Source organism: Halomonas cupida (assembly GCF_900142755.1).
Classification (GTDB): Bacteria; Pseudomonadota; Gammaproteobacteria; order Pseudomonadales; family Halomonadaceae; genus Halomonas; species Halomonas cupida.
The window spans coordinates 476982-495421 of sequence record NZ_FRCA01000002.1 but is presented as its reverse complement, the minus strand read 5'-3'; the positions used below and the strand labels follow the sequence as shown (position 1 = coordinate 495421).

Below are 18440 nucleotides of genomic sequence, written 5' to 3'. Positions count from 1 at the left end.
CTTCGGCCTTTTTTAGGATATCGATCTCCAGTTCCTTGCGTTCCAACTGTTTCCGCAACTGGCGATTCTCCCGCTCCAGGTCTGCCAGACTCTTCGAGGCTCCCTGGTTGGGGACGGGCTTCTGGTCTTTCTTGTGAGTGGACACGTACTCTCTCCTCCATCGACCAAGGACACTGACGGGAACATCAAATTCAGCAGCGATGACAGCTTGAGGGGCGGTCGACTCCAGAGAGTACCGGACCACATGTAACTTGTATTCCGACGTATACCGCCGACGTGTACGTAGAAGCATGACACCTCACCTCATGATGGAAAGTGAGGTGTCCACAAAATCGGGGGCATAGCATGGGGGCGGGTTGAGTCAGTGCCGGTATCTCGGAATTGAGGTTTTGAGTTCATGGAAACCAACCTGCTGGCGTTTCGGCACAGAATGGCTCGTGGCTCGCAACTCGATGCTCGAAGCCCAATGTTCCCGTGCTTTACACCACTGCCCGGTGGCCCCAGACTCGAGAAAAGGGCCTGTAGTGCCCGTCAGAATGATCTGCCGCCTGGAGGACGACCATGGAAGTGGAGTTGCTGGAAATCAGCCAGCATCTGGGGCGTTTTGCGCCATTTGATGCCCTGTCCGAGGAGTTGCTCGACGAGGTGGCCAGCCACGTTGAGGTCAGTTACTTCAAGGCGGACACGATGATTCTCGAGCTCGATTCGATGCAGACGGATCTGTGTTACATCCGCAGCGGTGCCGTTGAAGTCACCCGCCGCAATGGCGAGTTGTACAACCTGCTGGGTGAGGGGGATATCTTTGGCCACTTCAGCCTGATGCGTAACCATAAGGTACGCTTCCCGGCCCGGGCCATGGAAGACTCGTTGATCTACTTCATTCCCGAGTCAATCTTCCACAAGCTCTGTGAAGCCAGCGACTCCTTTGCCGACTTTGTTGAAGTGGAGCGCCCACGTCTCGAATCCACGGTCGAGGGGCAGAGACGCGACAACGATATGATGGGCACTCGGGTGCGCAAGCTGGTCAACCGCTACCCGGTAATGATCGAAGCACGAGCTTCTGTGCAGAAGGCGGCACAACAGCTTTCCGAGTTCCAGGCGTCGGCCGTGCTGGTACTGGACGAGCCGGGGAGCAGTCCGCGCTACAGTATCAAGGACAGTGAAGGCAAAGCCTGGCAGGTCATCGGTATCCTCACCGATACTGATTTTCGCAAGCGCGTGGTGGCGGAAGGATTATCGCCGGATACTCCGGTAGGGGAAGTGGTGCGCCACCGACTCATCGCGATACAGTCAGATGAGTCGGTGCAGGAAGCCATGCTCTGCATGCTGCGCAACAATATCCATCATCTACCCGTGATGCACCGGCGCGCTCCGGTGGGGATAGTGCACTTGTCTGACATCATTCGGCATGAAACCCAGAGCAGTCTATACCTGGTCAGCAGTATCTTCGATCAGCCGTCTGCTGAATGTCTCGCCCGCCTGGCGCCCGACGTACAGGCCGCATTCGTGCGTATGGCCCAGGATGGAGCCGATTCCCAGACCGTCGGTAAGGCGCTGTCGACCATCGGTCGCAGCTTTACTCGCCGACTGCTGGAACTGGCCGAGGAAGAACTCGGACCTCCGCCTGTGCCGTACTGTTTCATGGCGCTCGGCTCCATGGCACGTAACGAGCAGAGTATCGTTACCGATCAGGACAATGCCCTGGTGATCTCGGATCGTTTCGATCCAGCGAAGCACGATGAGTATTTTCTCGAGCTTGCCAAGCGGGTCAGCGATGGTCTGGCTACCTGTGGCTACAGCTATTGCAAGGGCGACATCATGGCCACCAATCAGCGCTGGAGACAGCCGTTGGCGGTTTGGAAGCAGTATTTTCGTGACTGGATCGAGCAGCCGTCACCCGAAGGGTTGCTGCACAGCTCGATCTTCTTCGATCTGGATCCGGTCTGTGGCGAAAACTCGCTGGTCGAAGAGCTTCAGGACCAGGTCGCCGAGATGGCGCCGCGGAACAAACGTTTTCTTGCTGCGATGGCACGCAACGCCCTGAACCGCACCCCGCCTCTGGGGTTCTTCCGTACCTTTGTCATGGAGAAAGACGGCAAGCGCAACAACTCGATCAACCTCAAGCGGCGGGGCACGGCGCCGATGGTCGACCTGATCCGCATCCACGCGCTGGCGTGTGGTTCGCGTGCCCAGAACAGTTTCGACCGTCTTGATGATATCGATCGCACCCAGTTGCTGGCACCGGGCGTCAGCGACAAGCTGCGTTATGCACTGGAGTTTCTGTCGATGTCACGTATTCGCCATCAGGTTATCGACCTCGAGCAGGAGCAGGAACCGGACAACAACATCGAGCCGGAGAATGTCTCGCGAAGCGAGCGTCATCATCTCAAGGACGCCTTCCAGACGCTGAGCAACGCCCAGAAGTTTCTCAAGTTCCGCTATCCATTCAGCAACAGGTAGAGGCGTCATGCCGCTGATTCGCCCGAAGACACGCTCTGCTTCCGACTGGCACGATTATCTCGTCCAACGGCGTCAGCAGACACAGGTCTCGGCGCTGGAGGATTTCTTTGCCGGTGCTGATCTATCGCCCATTCTGCCCATCGAGGAAGCGCCCATGATGGCGCTGGACCTGGAGACTACCGGACTTGACCCGAAGCGTAGCGAGATTGTGTCGATCGGCATGGTGCCGTTCTCGCTGTCGCGGATTCGAGTTTCCGAGCGGCGCTATTGGGTGGTGCGGCCACGACGCAGCCTGGACGCTAGATCGGTGACCTTTCACCACATCACCCATGCCGATATCGAAGGGGCGCCGCGCCTCGACGAGGTGCTCGAGGATGTCATGCGCGCCATGGCCGGACACCTGTTGGTGGTGCATTATCGCCATATCGAAAGGGCCTTTCTCGATGCGGCAACCCGGAAGGCCTGGCGGGAGTCGGTGAGCTTCCCGGTGATCGACACCATGTCACTGGAAGCCCGTATCCACCGTCAATCCTGGCTGGCGCGCCTGAGGCGCTGGTCAGGACGGCCACCAGCGTCAATTCGTCTCCACGATAGCCGTACCCGCTATGGCCTACCGCACTATCATGGCCACCATGCGCTCAACGATGCTCTGGCGACGGCGGAACTGCTGCAGGCCCAGGTGGCCAGCCATTATGCCCCGGAAACACCGATCGGGATGCTGTGGAGCTGAAGCTCCACTCCAGCCATGAGTGGCGAGCTGCGAGCGACGAGCACGGTAATGCAGAGTCGTGTGAACTGCTCGTAGCTCGAGTCTCGTAGCTTGTGGCTTGCGCAAGCTGCAAATACCTTCGAGGGTCGAGTTGGGTGAATCGCACTTCCCACCTCCCTGTGGGACGCGAGCGACGAACGGCAAGTACGCTACGCTCGAGCTTGAACCCCTGGCGCCACGAAAGACACGGAGTTGCCGGTTTGGCACTGAGCCGCTCGAGGCTTGAAGCTCGCGTGGGGTTATCCGTGATCCAGGGAGCGGCACTGGACAGCTCGTAGCTCGACGCTCGTAGCTTACGGCTTCCACCCATAAAAAAACCCACAGGCCTCAACCTGTGGGTTTTTCATGCGCGGTTGGTGCTTACACCGCCCTGGGCTCACTCATCAGTCCCTTGATGATGGCGTAGCAGGCCACCAGCAGGACAAGGGTGAACGGCAGACCGGTCGAGACCGAGGCCGCCTGCAGCGCAGTCAGGCCACCACCCAGTAGCAGGGCAATGGCGATGGCGCCTTCGATGATCGCCCAGAAGATGCGCTGTGGCTTGGGCGCATCCACCTTGCCACCAGACGTGATCGAATCGATGACCAGTGAACCGGAGTCCGAGGAAGTCACGAAGAACACGATCACCAGCACGATTCCGATGAAGGAGGTGATGCTGGCCAGAGGCAGTTGCCCCAGCATGGCGAACAGCTTGAGCTCCAGGGCAGCATCCTGTACGCCGGTAAAGCCATTGCTGATGAACTGATCGATGGCGGTACCGCCGAAGGAGGTCATCCACAGCACGGATACCAGTGTCGGTACCAGCAGCACGGCGATCAGGAACTCACGCACGGTGCGGCCACGGCTGACACGAGCAATGAACATGCCGACGAACGGTGACCAGGAAATCCACCACGCCCAGTAGAAGGCAGTCCAGCCCTGGCTGAAGTTGGCATCTTCACGGCCGAAGGGGTTGGACAGTGCGGGTAGTTCCTTGGCGTAGTTGAGCAGGTTCTGGAAGAACCCGGTGGCGATGGCCAGAGTCGGACCAACGACGATCACGAAGGCCAACAACAGGAACGCCAGTACCATATTGATCTGGGATAGGCGCTGGACGCCTTTCTCGACCCCCATCACGACCGAAATCAAGGCGATAGCGGTGATACCGCAGATCAACAGCACCATGGTGGTGTTGTCGCTGGGGGTGTCGAACAGGTAATTGAGACCTGCCGCAGCCTGGGAGGCCCCCAAACCCAATGAGGTAGACAAGCCGAACAGGGTGGCGAATACCGCAAGGATGTCGATGACATGACCCGGCCAGCCCCAGACACGCTCACCCAGAATCGGGTAGAACACCGAGCGCATGGTGAGGGGCAATCCCTTGTTGTAGGCGAAGATTGCCAGTGACAGGCCGACGATGGCGTAGGCTGCCCAGGGGTGCAAGCCCCAGTGGAAGATCGTCGCCGCCATGCCCAGAGAGATGGCTGCCTGCTCATCACCTGCGGCGCCGCCCAGCGGAGCCCAGTCGGTACGCATGCCATTTTCCATGGTCGTACCACTGAGAGCCGTCGAGAAGTGGGTCATTGGCTCGGATACGCCGTAGAACATCAGGCCGATGCCCATACCCGCCGCGAACAGCATCGCGAACCAGCCGGCATAGCTGAAGTCAGGGTCGGCATTGGCACCACCGATACGCACCTTGCCCAGTGGCGAGATGATGATGCCCAGACACACCAGCACAAAGACATTGCCACCCAACAGGAATACCCAGGACAGGTTGCCGGTCAACCAGCTGAAGACACCGCTGAAGAACGGCTCTGCCTGTTCCTGCAGGGCCAGTGTCAGGATGACAAAAACCAGAATCAGAAGTGAGGAAATGGTGAAGACCTTGCCATGCAGGTCGACATCCAGGCCAAGCGCCTTGGTGGCGATATTATCCTGGCCAATTACGTAGTCGGTATCGATCAGGTTGGCTGGCCCATCCGGGGCCGGGACCCCCTCCGAAGCGGAGGAGTTACCTTGGGGCGCATTCTTGTCCATGGCGATCTCCCTTGCATTGCATTGTGAGTGTGTAAGTGGATTCTCGCTTTATTGGTGTCCGCTCAATGGGAGACATTGAACGTCCCTTGCTGCCTTCTATTGTGGTGGTTGAACTGCAGCCTGCCACTGATGGTGTCAACGCCAGTATTTCGGTAGCTGGCCGTTGTTATTATGTTAGACAGCTATTGTACATGGTAAAGCCCACGGTTCCGAATGAGGGCCGGAGAAGGGCATGTGGCCCGCAGTGTGGCGGGGCTGGCTTGAACAAGTGCCGCTGTGGAATGTTCAGCTTCTCGACATGATGGGAGCTGTTGGGCAAGCGTTGATAGGGCACAACTCGGTGTCAATTGAGGTATCAGATTTGGCGTGGCGGCACATTTACAGGTCGCAGTGAGAACAATTTTCGTGGCATTACTCCATGCTGATCGGGGCAAGGCGCAGCAGTTTTCCCGTGGCCTCATCGGTGAGCAGATAAATGGCGCCATCCGGCCCCAGGCGGACATCGCGGATGCGGCCGACTTCACCATCGAGCACGACTTCCTGTTGCTCAACCTGCTGGTCATGAAGGTCGAGGCGGACCAGCTGTTCACTGGATAAACCACCGGCGAGCAGGTCGCCCTGCCAGTCCGAAAACAGAGGGCTGGATACTTCCGTCAGTCCGGACGGTGCGAAACGCCCCTCGAATATATGTACCGGATCCTGCATTCCGGGAGCACTGGACTCACCAACCGGAAGAAAGGTGACATATTCACGACCGTGGCTGACCTCTGGCCAGCCGTAATTGGCGCCTGGATCAATCAGGTTGAGTTCATCGCCGGTACGAGGCCCGTGTTCGGTGGACCATAGGCTGCCATCCTCGGCCAGGGCCAGTCCCTGGGGATTGCGGTGGCCGATGGAATGGATGCCGGCAGCGGCTCCGGCCAGTGCTGCTGGTAGTGGATGGCCATTCTCGTCGAGGTGCACCAGGCTACCGGCATGATCGCTCGGGTCCTGAGCCCTGTCACGATCGCCACGCTCACCGATCGACATCAGCAGGGTGTCGTCATCGAGCCACAACAGGCGCCCACCATAATGACGACTGGAATCGGCAGGCTGGTTCTGGGTAAACAGATGCTCCATCGTGCCCAGTTGATGGCCGTCAAAGCGAACACGGGACAGGGAGGTGGCGTCGCCCTGGTCAACGGGACGTGCCCAGCTGAAATACAGCCAGTCATGCTCACCGTCACCAAACTTCGGGTGCAGGGCGATATCGAACAGGCCTCCCTGGCCTCGTGCTGAAACGTCAGGCATACCATCCAGCACTCTGGTTTGTCCCTCATCGACCACCAGCAGGCGGCCGCTGCGTTCGCTGACCAGCATGCGGCCATCGGCCAGAAACGCCAGCGACCAGGGGTGGGACAGGTTATCTGCGACGACGTCGATGGACAGGCGGTAATGCTGGGTCGCCACGGGCTCGCTGATATCGGCAATAGCCGTGATCGGAAGCCCGACTCCTGAAAGGAGAGCCGAGACCAGTATCAGCGCCGAGCGATGTAAAGAGAGCCGTGCCATGGTGGATCCCCCGTATCAGGTTCGGTTCATCAGCAGAGCCAGCAGGATGGGCAGATAGATCAGCGACAGCAGTGTCGAGCAGAACACCAGACTGGCGACATAGGCCGGTTCTCGCTGGGCCTTCTGAGCGAACAGGTAGTTGAAGACAGCGACTGGCATGCTCATCTGCAACACCAGTACTGCCAGGGCCATGGCCGGCAACTCGAGCCAGTGACCAATCACCCAGGCGACGCCCACTGCCGCCGGTATGCGAATCAGGCTGAAGCTGATACCCGAGCGCAGACTCCGGACCTGGATGCTGGCCAGCGAGACGCCCAGGGTTATCAGCATCAGCGGCACGGTAAAGCCCGAGATCAGGTCAACGCTGTTGTCCAGCCACAGCGGCAGCTCGGTATCGGTGAGCAGCAGCACCATGGCAATCAGGATGGCATAGACGGTTGGTGTCTTGACCAGAGATTTGAGCGGGTTGCCACGGCTGGCGAGCATGGTGCCGATCGTGAACTGGAACAGCGACACTGTGACCATTACGGTGATGCCGTAGGCAAAGCCAGCTTCACCGAAAGCGTAGAGCACTACCGGCAGGCCCATGTTGCCGGTGTTGGGATACATGGTCGGTGCCAACAGCACACGCCAGTCGCGACGCAGCAGTCTGGCCAGTGCGAATGACAGGGCTCCCATACTGATCAACACCAGGGCGGTGGCGAGCATGGTGCGCCCGAAGCTGGAGGCATCGATCTCTGCCCCGGACAGTGAGGCGATGACCAATGCCGGGGTGCCGATGTTGAAGACCAGGCGTGTCACGAAGGCCACGGGGTATTCCAGCCCGCGGCGAATCCAGATGAACCCGAGTCCCGCACCGGCCACGACCGGTGCCATGACAGCAATGAGTTCAGCAAGCATAGATCAGCGATCTCCTTGTGCGGGCACGAAGCCCGGGAGGTTGTTCCGCGAAACAGGACGAGCCACGGCAAGCGGTGTAGATGCCGTTTGGAGTCAGCCTGCGGTGGCCTCTTCGCTCTGCCGGGAGGCGAGCGGCTCGTTACGAGCGTTACGGGCGCGTTCCGATTGACGTTGCAGCGACAGCTCGAGGCGCTCGATCAGGCCCGATACCTGCAGGCGCTGATGGCCAGTGATGGAGGCATCATCGTCCAGTGCCTGGATCAGTTCGCGACCACACTCGGCGACGCGTTGCGGTGACTGCCCCCTGGCGCTGGCGGCGTAGTCATCGGCCAACGCCTGTGTCAGTTCGTGGCGAGCCTCGATGACCCGTCGCCCACCTACTTCCTGCAGGCGACGACGCAGGTGCATATTGGCGTAGCCGAGATCAAGGCCTGTCAGCCCGAGGCTGAACAGGTAACGGCGATCTTCCGGCAGCAGATGGTCATGGTGCGCCAGTTGCAGCAATCTGTCGGCCATTTTACCACTGAAGCGAGTTTCTGCCTCATGCAGAGGGTAGCTCTCCTGTCTCCGCAGGTCGTGAACGGTGGCCGCCACTAGACGATACTTGCGCAGCCCGGTGGGCAAGCCGGGAATCATGCGGAAGGCCATCACCACCACCGAGAGTCCAATCATGACTGCGATGGCGCGATTGGCAAAGCCATCGAAACTGAGATCCATGCCATTGCCGGGCATGGTCAACAGGATATTGCCGATGGTGAAGCCGAGGCAGTAGCCGGTCAGCCGTGGATTGCCGGCCCCCAGCAGACCGAGGAACAGCGGAGGGAAAAAGGCCAGTGCCAGCATGCCGAAGCCATGCGCCTGAGAGAGTAGGATATGGCCGAAGATGAAGGCGCTGGGGATCGCGAACAGCATGCCCTTGCCGAACATCGAGGCCACCAGCGCTGGATTCTCGCGGGTGGCGAACATGGCCGAGAACAGTGTGCCCAGCAACATGGCGGTCTGGCCGTTGTCCCAACTGGTCAACACCCAGAAGCTGGCCAACAGGGCAAAGATCAGGCCTGAGCGCAGAGCGTTGAGTGCTGCTGTCAGATGATCGCGGTGCCAGGCCAGTGACGGTGCCTTGAGTCGCTTTTGCGACGGAGTGTGCATGGCTTCACGAGCGTCGAGAATCACCAGTGCGTGGCCAAGGGCCTCGCGCAGGCCGATCAGCAGGCGAACACGCAGCGCAGCATCCGGATCGAGCTCGCTGCTCTGCTCGTTGGCGGTCTCATCCAGGCAGGCAAGGGCGCGGTGGCGTAGTTGCTGGAGCTGTTCACGTGCCTCTGCAACGCCGGAGCTCTCGGCAGATTGCTGCATGCCGTCGGCTATGTCCGCCACCAGAGAGCAGATTCGTTGTGGTAATCGCTCTCCGTGGTAGCGCAAAAGCTGTTGAAGCGCATAGAGGATCGCCATCAGACGCAAGGTACGTCGTGTCAGCACATGGCTGGCGCGAATACGCCCTTGACCCTCCGGTCCCTCATAGCGTGCCGCCTGACTGTCGGTCTCGAGCTGTGTCAGCGGGGCGAGGCTGTCGGTCAGGGTACTCTGCAGTGCACTGATATCAGTGCTGTTGTTCAAGCGCAGCGCGGCGTGCCGGAAGGCATGGTTGACCACATCATCGGCCAGTCCGGTGAGATGGTCACGGACCTGGGTCGGCCACAGCAGTGAGCTGACCAGGGTAGCGCACACAGCGCCCAGGGACAGCTCTGTCAGCCGCGCCACGGCAATGGTAAACAAACCATCCGGGGCACTGGCGGTGATGATGACGATCAACATGGCGGTGACCGCCGCCATCACACAGCCATAGGATGCATTGTTGCGGGTCACCGAGGCCGCATAGGTGCACAGCATGATCCACAGGGTCAGGGTGGCGAGTGCCGGGATCGGGGCCTGGACAAAGGCTGCCATGATGGCGATGCCGACCAGGCAGCCGAGGGCCGTGCCGGCCAATTGGCTCAACCCCTTCTCGAAGACCATGCCGCTCATCGGACGAATCTGCAGAAAGGCTGCCGAGATCAGTGCCCAGTAGGGGCGCTCCAGGTCAAACCAGAGCGCGAGGTACAACGCCAGCAGCATGGCCAGGGTCGCCTTGATGGCGAACTTGACGGCATCACCGGAAGGAGTCAGGTATGCCTGCCACCAGACCGACATGATCTACTCGGCATCCGGCGTGATGTGGACCGTAGCCGTCATACCGGCGCTCAGGTCGATAGACTCGGGATATTCGTCCAGCGCGATACGCACCGGGATGCGTTGGGCCAGGCGTACCCAACTGAAGGTCGGTTGCACCTGGGGCAGCAGTTGGCTGTTGGGCGTCTCATTGTCATTGGCGATGGCTCTGCCGATGCTTTCCACATGCCCGGCCAGTTCGATATCACCACTCATCAGTGTTACCCACGCCGGATCGCCGACCTTGAAGGCTGGGCGTTTGGTCTCTTCCATATAGGCGGTAACGTACCAGGAATCATCGCGGACCAGGGCCATGACCGCCGTGCCACGGTTGACGTAATTGCCTTCGGCCAGCTGCAGGTTGAGAACGTGGCCGGATACCGGTGCATCGATTTCCGTACGCTCCAGGTCCAACTGTGCACTGGCGAGGTCGCTGCGAGCTTCTGTCAGCGAGCCTGCGGCGACCTGGCGATTGATTTCCGAAGACTCACGACTCTCGGCACTGATCGCCTGATTGCTCAGGCGAGCTCTGCGGCCAGCCTCGTGTTCGCTCAACTGCAACTCGGCCTCGCGCTGCTCGACGATGGCGTTGGCATGATCCAGTTCTGCCTGATAGCGGGCCGCGTCGATGCGAAACAGCATCTGTCCGGCGGTGACATGCTGGTTATCGCGGATCGGTAGTTCCAGCACGCGGCCGGAGACATCGGGGGCGATGGTGATGATATCGGCAGAGACACGAGCATCGCGGGTCCAGGGGGTATAGAGGTAGTACTTCCACAACCAGAATCCGGCAGCGATGGCAGCCGCCGCGACGGCTGCGGTAATCAGCAGGCGAAGGGCTCGATGCATGGTTCAGACTCCAGACCTGGCACCGAGCCAGGCAATGGCGGCGGTACACAGTACAACCAGAGAGGTATCAAGCCAGGCTTCGTACCATAGTCGCGAGGAACCCAGTAGTCGGTACAGCACAAAGCGCAGAAGCAGTGCCACCACGATTCCTGCCATCAGGTACAGCAACAAGGGGCTGAAATAAACACCGCCGAGCGCGTATTCCCTTAGCGCCATCTGTGCTCTCCACTGCGTCAGTCGATATGGCTTTCAGCTTATCAGAGAGTCGACGATCTGCGTACGGGCGTTCAGGTACGACCACCGGATGCGGCGGCCTGGTGGCTTGTCTGAGACGTCTGCCGGTTGGCAGTGACAGACGTCTCCTGCCAGGCGTCGGGACGCGATTGGCGCAGGTGCTCCAGCAAGGCGGTGACCTTGCGGGGTTGGTGGCCGAATCCGTACAGCAACGTCACGTCCAGAGGCTTCAACTGCCAGTCTGCCAGGCAGCGCACCAGTTCTCCGGGGTGGGCTCGTTCTCGAGATTCGACAATCCAGCACGGCAGCACGCCCAGGCCGCCGCCACCGGCGATGGCATCGATATGCAACATGGGCTGATCGACCCGGAAACGGGAGCCGGGAGGGTGGAAGTTGACCTCGTCGCCATCCGGGTGACGGAGCACCAATCCATTGTCGGTTTCACCGATCATGTCGATCCACGCATGCCGCGTCAGCGCCTGGGGATGGTCAGGCTGGCCGTGGCGCCTCAGGTAATCGGGATGGGCATAGATCCCCCGTGCCAGACGTCCGATGACCTCCTGACGCAGTCCACCTTCACCCACTTCTCCCAACCACACACTGACGCCGCGAAACTCCGGATCACGCGGTGGGGTGGGGCGAGTATGTAGCGCCACACTGACCGCCGGATGTTGTTCCAGAAATTCGCGCATCGAATGTCCCAGCCAACTACGGGTCAGGGTGCGATGCGCCTCGAGCAGAATCTCACCGCTGACTTCTTCGCGCAGTGAGTCAAGAGCCCGCTGCCCTTCATCGGCTAGTTCGAGAATCTGTTGACTGATTACGTAGTAGCGATGGCCGGCTTCCGTGGGCAGTAGTTGATTGGCCTGGCGCTTGAGCAGGGGCTGGCCCAGACGCGACTCGAGCTGGCTTATGCGGCGGCTCAGGGTGGACTTGGCCAGTCCCAGCTCTGCAGCACTACGGGTCAGGCTGCCGGTTTCCATTACGCGATTGAAGGCGAGTAGTTCGTCAAGATCGGGCATCTGGCCTCCCGGAAGTGGGCGAGTCTGGGTCTGGCGAATCCATCAGCAGGTTCGCAGCATACCATTTTGTGGCTGTTAATGATTAGCATTTAAACGACTTGAGCCAGGAAAGGGGGTGTTTGTCGTTGCGTAACCCGCAACACGCTGTACCGCGACATAAGGGGAACTTTCATGAAAGAATCTAAATGAGAAAGATTAATATTTATAACATTCTCTGTGTCCACAATTACTGATTTGCCGAACCGAGCCTGCGCCGGCTGGCCCCGTGCAGCGAGTCGACTGGCAATATCGCCCAAGGAGGTCTTCGCCCCATGCCCCGCCCGATCCATCGCCCCTGGTTTACGGGAACCCTGTTGACCATGGCCAGTGCCACCGCCGCAACCTCTGCAACCGCTCAGCAGGCTGTCGAGCTGAATGATGTAGTGGTGACGGCCTCAGGCTTTGACCAGCAGGTCGTCGATGCTCCGGCGTCCATCAGTGTCATTACCCGCGAGGATCTGGAGAAGCGTTACTACCGCGATGTCACCGACGCCCTGCGCGATGTACCCGGTGTCATCGTCACCGGTGGGGGAGCCGGGGACAATGGGCATGACATCAGTATTCGCGGGATGCCGTCGCAATACACGCTGATTCTGGTCGATGGTCGCCCTCAGAATACTCGCGAGACACGTCCCAACGGCAGTGCCGGGTTCGAGCAGGACTGGCTGCCACCGTTGCAGTCCATCGAACGCATTGAAGTGGTGCGTGGCCCGATGTCGACGCTGTATGGCTCGGATGCCATCGGCGGGGTCATCAATGTCATCACCCGCAAGGTTGCCGACCAGTGGCACGGCAACCTGCAGCTCGATACGGTCATTCAGGAAGACAGCGCCTCCGGCAACAGTCGTCAGGCCAACTTCTACGCCTCGGGACCGCTGATCGAGAATCTGCTGGGGCTGCAGGTCTATGGCCAGGGGCAGTATCGCGAGGAGGACGATATCCTCAATGGCTACGAGGAGAAGAGTCTCGAGAGCCTCACCGCACGCCTGACCCTGACACCGACCCGTGATCATGACTTCTCTCTCGAGGCGGGAAGGACCTCCGAGGACCGTGAATCCCTGATGGGCAAGTCAGCACCTTCCGAAGGCTGCCGAGGTAGGTGTGAGGACAGTTTCGATGAGTTCACCCATGAGCACATTGCGCTGACGCACACCGGACGCTGGGGCTTCGGCACCAGTGAGACCTTCGTTCAGCGTGAAGTGGCGGAGAACCGTACTCGGGAGATGGAGATTACCAATACCACAGCGCGCAGTAGTCTGGTGATGCCGCTGGGGGCGCACATGGTGACGGTCGGGGCGAACTTTGAAGAAGAGGAGCTCGACGATCAGACCTCCAACAAGATCTCCGGTCGCACCAATGTGCGCAACAGCCAGTGGGCGCTGTTTGCCGAAGATGAATGGATGATCACCCAGGACTGGTCGCTGACTGGCGGGGTGCGCCTCGACGACGACGAGAACTATGGCAGCCAGGTCAGCCCGCGTCTCTACAGCGTGTGGCACATGGCGCCGAACTGGACACTCAAGGGCGGTGTCTCCACCGGCTATCGCTCGCCGAGTCTACGTGAGATCACGCCGGACTGGGGGCAGACCAGTCGCGGTGGCGATGTCTATGGCAACCCCGATCTCGAGCCGGAAACCTCACTCAACAAGGAACTGGCGGTGCTGTACACCGCCGACAACGGTCTGGCGGCCAGTGCCACGGTGTTCCACAACGACTTCGACGACAAGATCACTCGCGTGGCCTGTCCGACAGATGTATGCCCCGCTGGGCCCAACGACTACGGCTCCGATCCGACCTACCGTATCAACGTCGATGAGGCAGTGACTCAGGGCGTGGAGCTTTCGCTGTCGACGCCCATTGGCGAGTCACTGGAATTGTCGGCCAGCTATACCTACACCGACTCGGAGCAGAAGAGCGGCGAGTACGAAGGTGAGCCGCTGACGCAACTACCGAAGCACCAGGTCTCCGCCAGCCTGGATTGGGACGTCAGTGACCGCCTGGCCCAGTGGACCCGTGTGACCTACCGCGGCGAGGAAAGCCAACCGAATACTGGGCCTTCCTCCAGCAGTATCGTGGCGCCTTCCTACACCTTTGTTGACACCGGCATCGGCTACCAACTGACGGATGCCGCCCGGGTCAATGTCGGTATCTACAACCTGTTCGATGAAGACATTACCTATGACGAATACGGTTATGTCGACGATGGACGGCGGCTGTGGCTGGGCCTGAACGTCGACTTCTGATCGACGATCACGCAACGCAGCGTTCCGCAACACGCGACGATCTCCATCGCACAATACAATACGATCGAGATTGATTAAGATTACAGAAAACGACGAGCGCCATCAGTGGTCGCTCGCGTCTGAACCGGGAAATCCTCATGCTGAGTAAACGCAACCTGTTCTGCACCCTTGGGGTACTCGCCGGCGTCGCCCTGGGCAGCTCGGCGGCCATGGCTCGTAGCCTGGACACCGCCTTTGGCGAAGTAGAGGTCAATGACGATCCGCAGCGCGTCGTGACCCTGTACGAGGGAGCGCTGGATGCCTCCCTGGCGGCAGGGGTTACACCGCTGGGGGCGATTGCCACGCGGGGTGGCCAGCAGGTGGCCAATTACCTGCGCGATCAGGTGCCGGATATCCAGATGGTTGGTCTGGCCGGTGAAACCAACCTCGAGGCCGTGGTGGCCCTGTCGCCGGATCTGATCCTGGCGTCGCCGCGCCTGCCCGAGGCGCAGTATGCACTGCTTTCCCAGGTGGCTCCCACGGTGGTACCTCCGTCGTCGGGCTTCTCTCCCGATGCCTGGCGGGACGAGGCGCTGCTGTTTGGTGAAGCCCTGGGGCGTGAGCCGCAGATCAATGAGGCCCTCGCGGCTGTCGACCAGCGTGCCGAGGAGTTGAAGGCGCGCATCAATGCCGAAGGCCAGGCACCGAGTACCCACCTGGTGCGTTGGATGCCCCAGGGCCCGCTGGTCATGTCGACTAAGCTGTTCTCCACCGGGATGTTGAGTGCCGCTGGCTTTGCGGTCGAGGATAGCGGCCTGGTCGCTGACCAGCGACCACACAGTGACCCGCTGAGCCTCGAGGCGCTGCCCGAGATTGAAGGTGATTGGCTGTTCCTGGCCACGCTCAACGAGGACGGCCAGGAGGCGCTGGAAACGGCAAGCCAGAGCGAAGCCTTCCGACGCCTTGATGTGGTCCAGCGCGACCAGGTCGTAGCGGTGGATGGCCAGTTGTGGACAAGCGCCAGCGGTCCATTGGCCGCCCAGGCGGTGCTTGACGATATCGAGACGGCCGTTGAGAGCAATGCGACCCAGTGATGATCGATGAAAAACTGCGCCGCCCCATGCAGGCGGCGCTGATGCTGTTACTGGTGACCTGCGTCGCCAGCCTCTTGATCGGGGCTGGCGACGTTGGTGTGTGGCGGTCACTGATGGTGCTGTTCAGGGCCGAGGATGCCGATGCTGCCTTTACCGTATGGAGCCTGCGTCTGCCGCGGACTCTGGTCGGCCTGGCCGTCGGCATGGCGCTGGCGATATCCGGTGCGCTGTTGCAGGCGATATCGCGTAACCCACTCGCCGAGCCCGGCTTGCTGGGGGTCAGCGCCGGGAGTGCGTTGGCCGTCGCGATCATGCTGTCGCTGGGCGCCAGTATGATGGAGCTGCGCGTGGGCATGGCCCAGTTGGGGGCCTTGCTGGGTTGTGCCTGTGTGCTGAGCGTGACACGGTTGCGCGGCGTCGGTAATGACCCGATTCGTCTGGTGCTGGCGGGGGCGGCGTTCTCCAGCCTGCTGGCGGCTCTGACATCATTGCTGCTGCTGATGGATCAGCGCGCCGCAGATGAGATCCGTTTCTGGGTGGTCGGCAGCCTCGCCGGTCGACGTGTTGATGACCTGCTGGCAGTACTGCCGAGCATGGCGTTGGCCGGGCTGGTATTACTGGCACTGGTACGCCCGCTGTCGAGTCTGGCGTTGGGCGAGCGAGCCAGTGCCGGGCTGGGGCATCACCCCGGACGACTGCGGCTGTTGGCGGTCATCATCGTGGCGCTGCTGGTCGGCGGTGCAACAGCGATTGCTGGACCGATTGCCTTTGTCGGACTGGTCGTGCCTTTTCTGGCACGTTCACTGTGCGGACCGGACCTGCGCCGTACCCTGTGGCTGTGCCTGCCCCTTGGCCCCTTGCTGGTGCTGCTGGCCGATATCCTGTCGCGCTGTCTGGTTGCGCCCTCCGAGTTGCCACTTGGTGTGCTGACGGCGATCTGCGGTGCCCCGGTACTTATTGCAGTTGTGCGTGCTCGACGCCTACCCACCCTGTCCTGAATTGTGAGCCATGAGCCCTGAATCGATGATTGAGCGAAGTTCTTCCGCCATGCCCCAGTCAGGCTCTCGTCTTCCGTCAGACCACAGGTTGAAGGACAGGGTTACCGCGCCCCGAGGATACTGGTGGTGGCGCCAGGGTCGCTTCAGTGTGCTGATCGACCGCCGCGATGTCCTGGCTCTGTTGGTATTGCTGCTGGCGTTACTGGTGGCGAGTGGGACCTATCTGTGTCTGGGTAATGTACCGATCGCCCCAGCGGCGTTATGGCAGATGATCCTCGGCGAAGGCGAGGCCATGCCGCGTTTTGTGGTCGAGCAACTGCGTCTGCCGCGGCTGGTGGCTGCAGTAGCGACTGGTGCGGCCTTTGCTGTGGCTGGTTGTCTGATGCAGACTCTTGCCCGCAACCGTCTGGCGACCCCTGGCATCATCGGTATCGACAACGGCGCCACGGCCTTTGCCGTGGCCTCGGTGGTCGGGGTGGGGCTGAGTCTGGCTCCCTCGGCCATGGCGCTGGCCGGGGCGACGACTGCTGCGGTCATCACCTTTGGTCTGTCCGTGGGTGGTGGCGCTCGCGGCTATCGTTTCATTGTGGCAGGTATCGGTGTCGGTGCTGTGTTTGCCGCCCTGACCCAGTTGATGCTGGCGCGTTCGGCGATTGACCTGGCCAATGCCGCCTGGCCCTGGACGGTGGGCAGCCTCAACAGTCGTCCGCCCAACGCGACCCTGGTGCTGCTGATCGGGCTGGTGTTGGGGATGCCATTGTCACTGTGGCTGGCTCGTTCGCTTGGTTTGATGCGATTTTCCGACGCGGTGGCGATGAGTCTGGGCGTGCCCATGCGGCGGCGTCGCTTTCAGGTACTGGCGACGTCGGTGGTGCTGACGGGGCTTGCTGTGGCGGTGGCAGGACCAGTGGGCATGGTCAGCTTGATCGGCCCGGAAATTGCGCGCTCGCTGGGTTCGCCGCGTCAGGTGCCGGTTCTGGGCTCGGCGCTGGCCGGGGCGCTGGTGATGGTGCTGGCAGACCTGTGCGGCCGGTTGCTGCTCGCGCCGCTGGAACTTCCAGTGGGTATCGTCACGGCAGTGGTGGGAGGCCCCTGGTTGTTGTGGATTCTGCTGCGTTCTTCCGGGTCGAGATAACGCGATCAAGATACCCTTGGTCAAGATAACCCAGGGCCAGGATAACCCTAGTCAAGGTAATCAGAACATGAATAATCCCTCGAGTCTTGAAGCGCAGCCGTTGCCCGACAGCAACGTGCCTTGCCTGCCCTATGAGGTGGAGGCGCTGACGCTGCGGCACGGTCGCTATACCGTTATCGAGGAATTGCAGTTGGGCCTGCCCAGTGGCCAGTTGACCGCCATCGTCGGCCCCAATGGTTGCGGTAAGTCGACACTGCTGGCGGGCCTGGCGCGTCTACATGCACCAGCGGCGGGACGAGTGTTGCTTGATGGTCGCGATATTCGTGGATTGCCGTCGGCGGAGCTGGCCACCAGAGTTGCCTTGTTGCCTCAGGAAGCACTGGCGCCGGAAGGCTTGACCGTCACCGACTTGATTCGCTTCGGCCGCCAGCCACATCAGGCCTGGTGGCAACAGTGGAGTGAAGAGGATCAACGGGTGGTGGCCGAGGCGCTGGCAGCGGCAGGCCTGGAGAGTCTGGCCGATCGCAGTCTGGATACACTGTCTGGTGGTCAGCGGCAGCGAGCCTGGATTGCCATGACCATCGCCCAGCAGACGCCGGTCATCCTGCTCGATGAGCCGACTTCGGCACTGGATCTGGGACACCAGTTGGAGGTCTTTGAACTGCTGCGCAAGCTGGTCGGGGAGGGGCGCACCATTGTCATGGTGGTGCATGATCTGACCAGCGCCTGTCGCTATGCAGACCACCTGGTCGCGATGAGAGGCGGACAGATTGTGGCCGAGGGTAGTCCGGGCGAGGTCGTCACTTCACAACTGGTACGCGAGCTGTATGACGTCGATTGCACCCTGGTAGAGGATCCAGTGACCGGCAAGCCGTTGTTGGCCGGGCTGGGGCGCGTACAGTGATGAACCTGGTCAGATGAAACGCTACGAGCCCTCCAG

At 60.8% G+C, this 18440-nt stretch carries 15 protein-coding genes; 7 read left to right on the top strand and 8 right to left on the bottom strand.

Annotated features, from left to right (window positions below):
• Window positions 1-292 (bottom strand): transposase (locus BUE38_RS06335; protein WP_143166211.1); only part of this gene is annotated, 292 nt, incomplete at its 3' end.
• A gap of 269 nt (window positions 293-561) precedes the next feature.
• Here BUE38_RS06335 and BUE38_RS06330 point away from each other — a divergent pair.
• Complete coding sequence (locus tag BUE38_RS06330; protein ID WP_073434150.1) at window positions 562-2460, top strand: DUF294 nucleotidyltransferase-like domain-containing protein; 1899 nt, start codon at window positions 562-564, stop codon at window positions 2458-2460.
• A gap of 7 nt (window positions 2461-2467) precedes the next feature.
• Window positions 2468-3190: a 3'-5' exonuclease gene (locus BUE38_RS06325; RefSeq protein WP_073434149.1), complete on the top strand. Its 723-nt coding sequence runs from the start codon at window positions 2468-2470 to the stop codon at window positions 3188-3190.
• A gap of 399 nt (window positions 3191-3589) precedes the next feature.
• Here BUE38_RS06325 and BUE38_RS06320 read toward each other — a convergent pair whose 3' ends face one another.
• From BUE38_RS06320 to BUE38_RS06290, 7 genes are all read right to left on the bottom strand, one after another.
• Window positions 3590-5248 (bottom strand): BCCT family transporter, encoded by a 1659-nt coding sequence (locus tag BUE38_RS06320; protein WP_073434148.1) that lies wholly within the window; start codon window positions 5246-5248, stop codon window positions 3590-3592.
• 411 nt (window positions 5249-5659) lie between these two features.
• Entirely contained in the window at window positions 5660-6799 is a 1140-nt protein-coding gene (locus tag BUE38_RS06315; protein WP_073434147.1) for a PQQ-dependent sugar dehydrogenase, read from the bottom strand.
• A 15-nt stretch (window positions 6800-6814) separates the two neighbouring features.
• Window positions 6815-7699, bottom strand: a complete 885-nt coding sequence (locus BUE38_RS06310) for an AEC family transporter (RefSeq protein ID WP_073434146.1) — start codon at window positions 7697-7699, stop codon at window positions 6815-6817.
• A gap of 93 nt (window positions 7700-7792) precedes the next feature.
• Window positions 7793-9889 carry an FUSC family protein gene (locus BUE38_RS06305; protein ID WP_073434145.1) on the bottom strand — a complete coding sequence of 699 codons (2097 nt, stop codon included), beginning with the start codon at window positions 9887-9889 and terminating at the stop codon, window positions 7793-7795.
• Window positions 9890-9892: 3 nt separating this feature from the next.
• On the bottom strand, window positions 9893-10756 hold the full coding sequence (locus tag BUE38_RS06300; protein WP_073434144.1) for an efflux RND transporter periplasmic adaptor subunit: 864 nt from the start codon (window positions 10754-10756) through the stop codon (window positions 9893-9895).
• A 3-nt stretch (window positions 10757-10759) separates the two neighbouring features.
• Window positions 10760-10972 (bottom strand): DUF1656 domain-containing protein, encoded by a 213-nt coding sequence (locus BUE38_RS06295; RefSeq protein WP_073434143.1) that lies wholly within the window; start codon window positions 10970-10972, stop codon window positions 10760-10762.
• 71 nt (window positions 10973-11043) lie between these two features.
• Window positions 11044-12012, bottom strand: a complete 969-nt coding sequence (locus BUE38_RS06290; protein ID WP_073434142.1) for a LysR family transcriptional regulator — start codon at window positions 12010-12012, stop codon at window positions 11044-11046.
• A 311-nt stretch (window positions 12013-12323) separates the two neighbouring features.
• Between BUE38_RS06290 and BUE38_RS06285 the strand changes: the two genes are divergently transcribed.
• From BUE38_RS06285 to BUE38_RS06265, 5 genes are all read left to right on the top strand, one after another.
• A complete protein-coding gene (locus BUE38_RS06285) occupies window positions 12324-14294 on the top strand; it encodes a ligand-gated channel protein (RefSeq protein WP_084541766.1) in 1971 nt (656 codons plus the stop codon).
• Window positions 14295-14431: 137 nt separating this feature from the next.
• Complete coding sequence (locus tag BUE38_RS06280) at window positions 14432-15367, top strand: ABC transporter substrate-binding protein (RefSeq protein ID WP_073434141.1); 936 nt, start codon at window positions 14432-14434, stop codon at window positions 15365-15367.
• A 26-nt stretch (window positions 15368-15393) separates the two neighbouring features.
• Window positions 15394-16365: a FecCD family ABC transporter permease gene (locus BUE38_RS06275; RefSeq protein WP_073434213.1), complete on the top strand. Its 972-nt coding sequence runs from the start codon at window positions 15394-15396 to the stop codon at window positions 16363-16365.
• Window positions 16366-16414: 49 nt separating this feature from the next.
• Window positions 16415-17500, top strand: coding sequence for a FecCD family ABC transporter permease (locus tag BUE38_RS06270; protein WP_073434212.1), 1086 nt, complete (start codon window positions 16415-16417; stop codon window positions 17498-17500).
• 67 nt (window positions 17501-17567) lie between these two features.
• Window positions 17568-18404 (top strand): ABC transporter ATP-binding protein, encoded by an 837-nt coding sequence (locus BUE38_RS06265; RefSeq protein ID WP_084541764.1) that lies wholly within the window; start codon window positions 17568-17570, stop codon window positions 18402-18404.
• Window positions 18405-18440 lie beyond the last annotated feature (36 nt).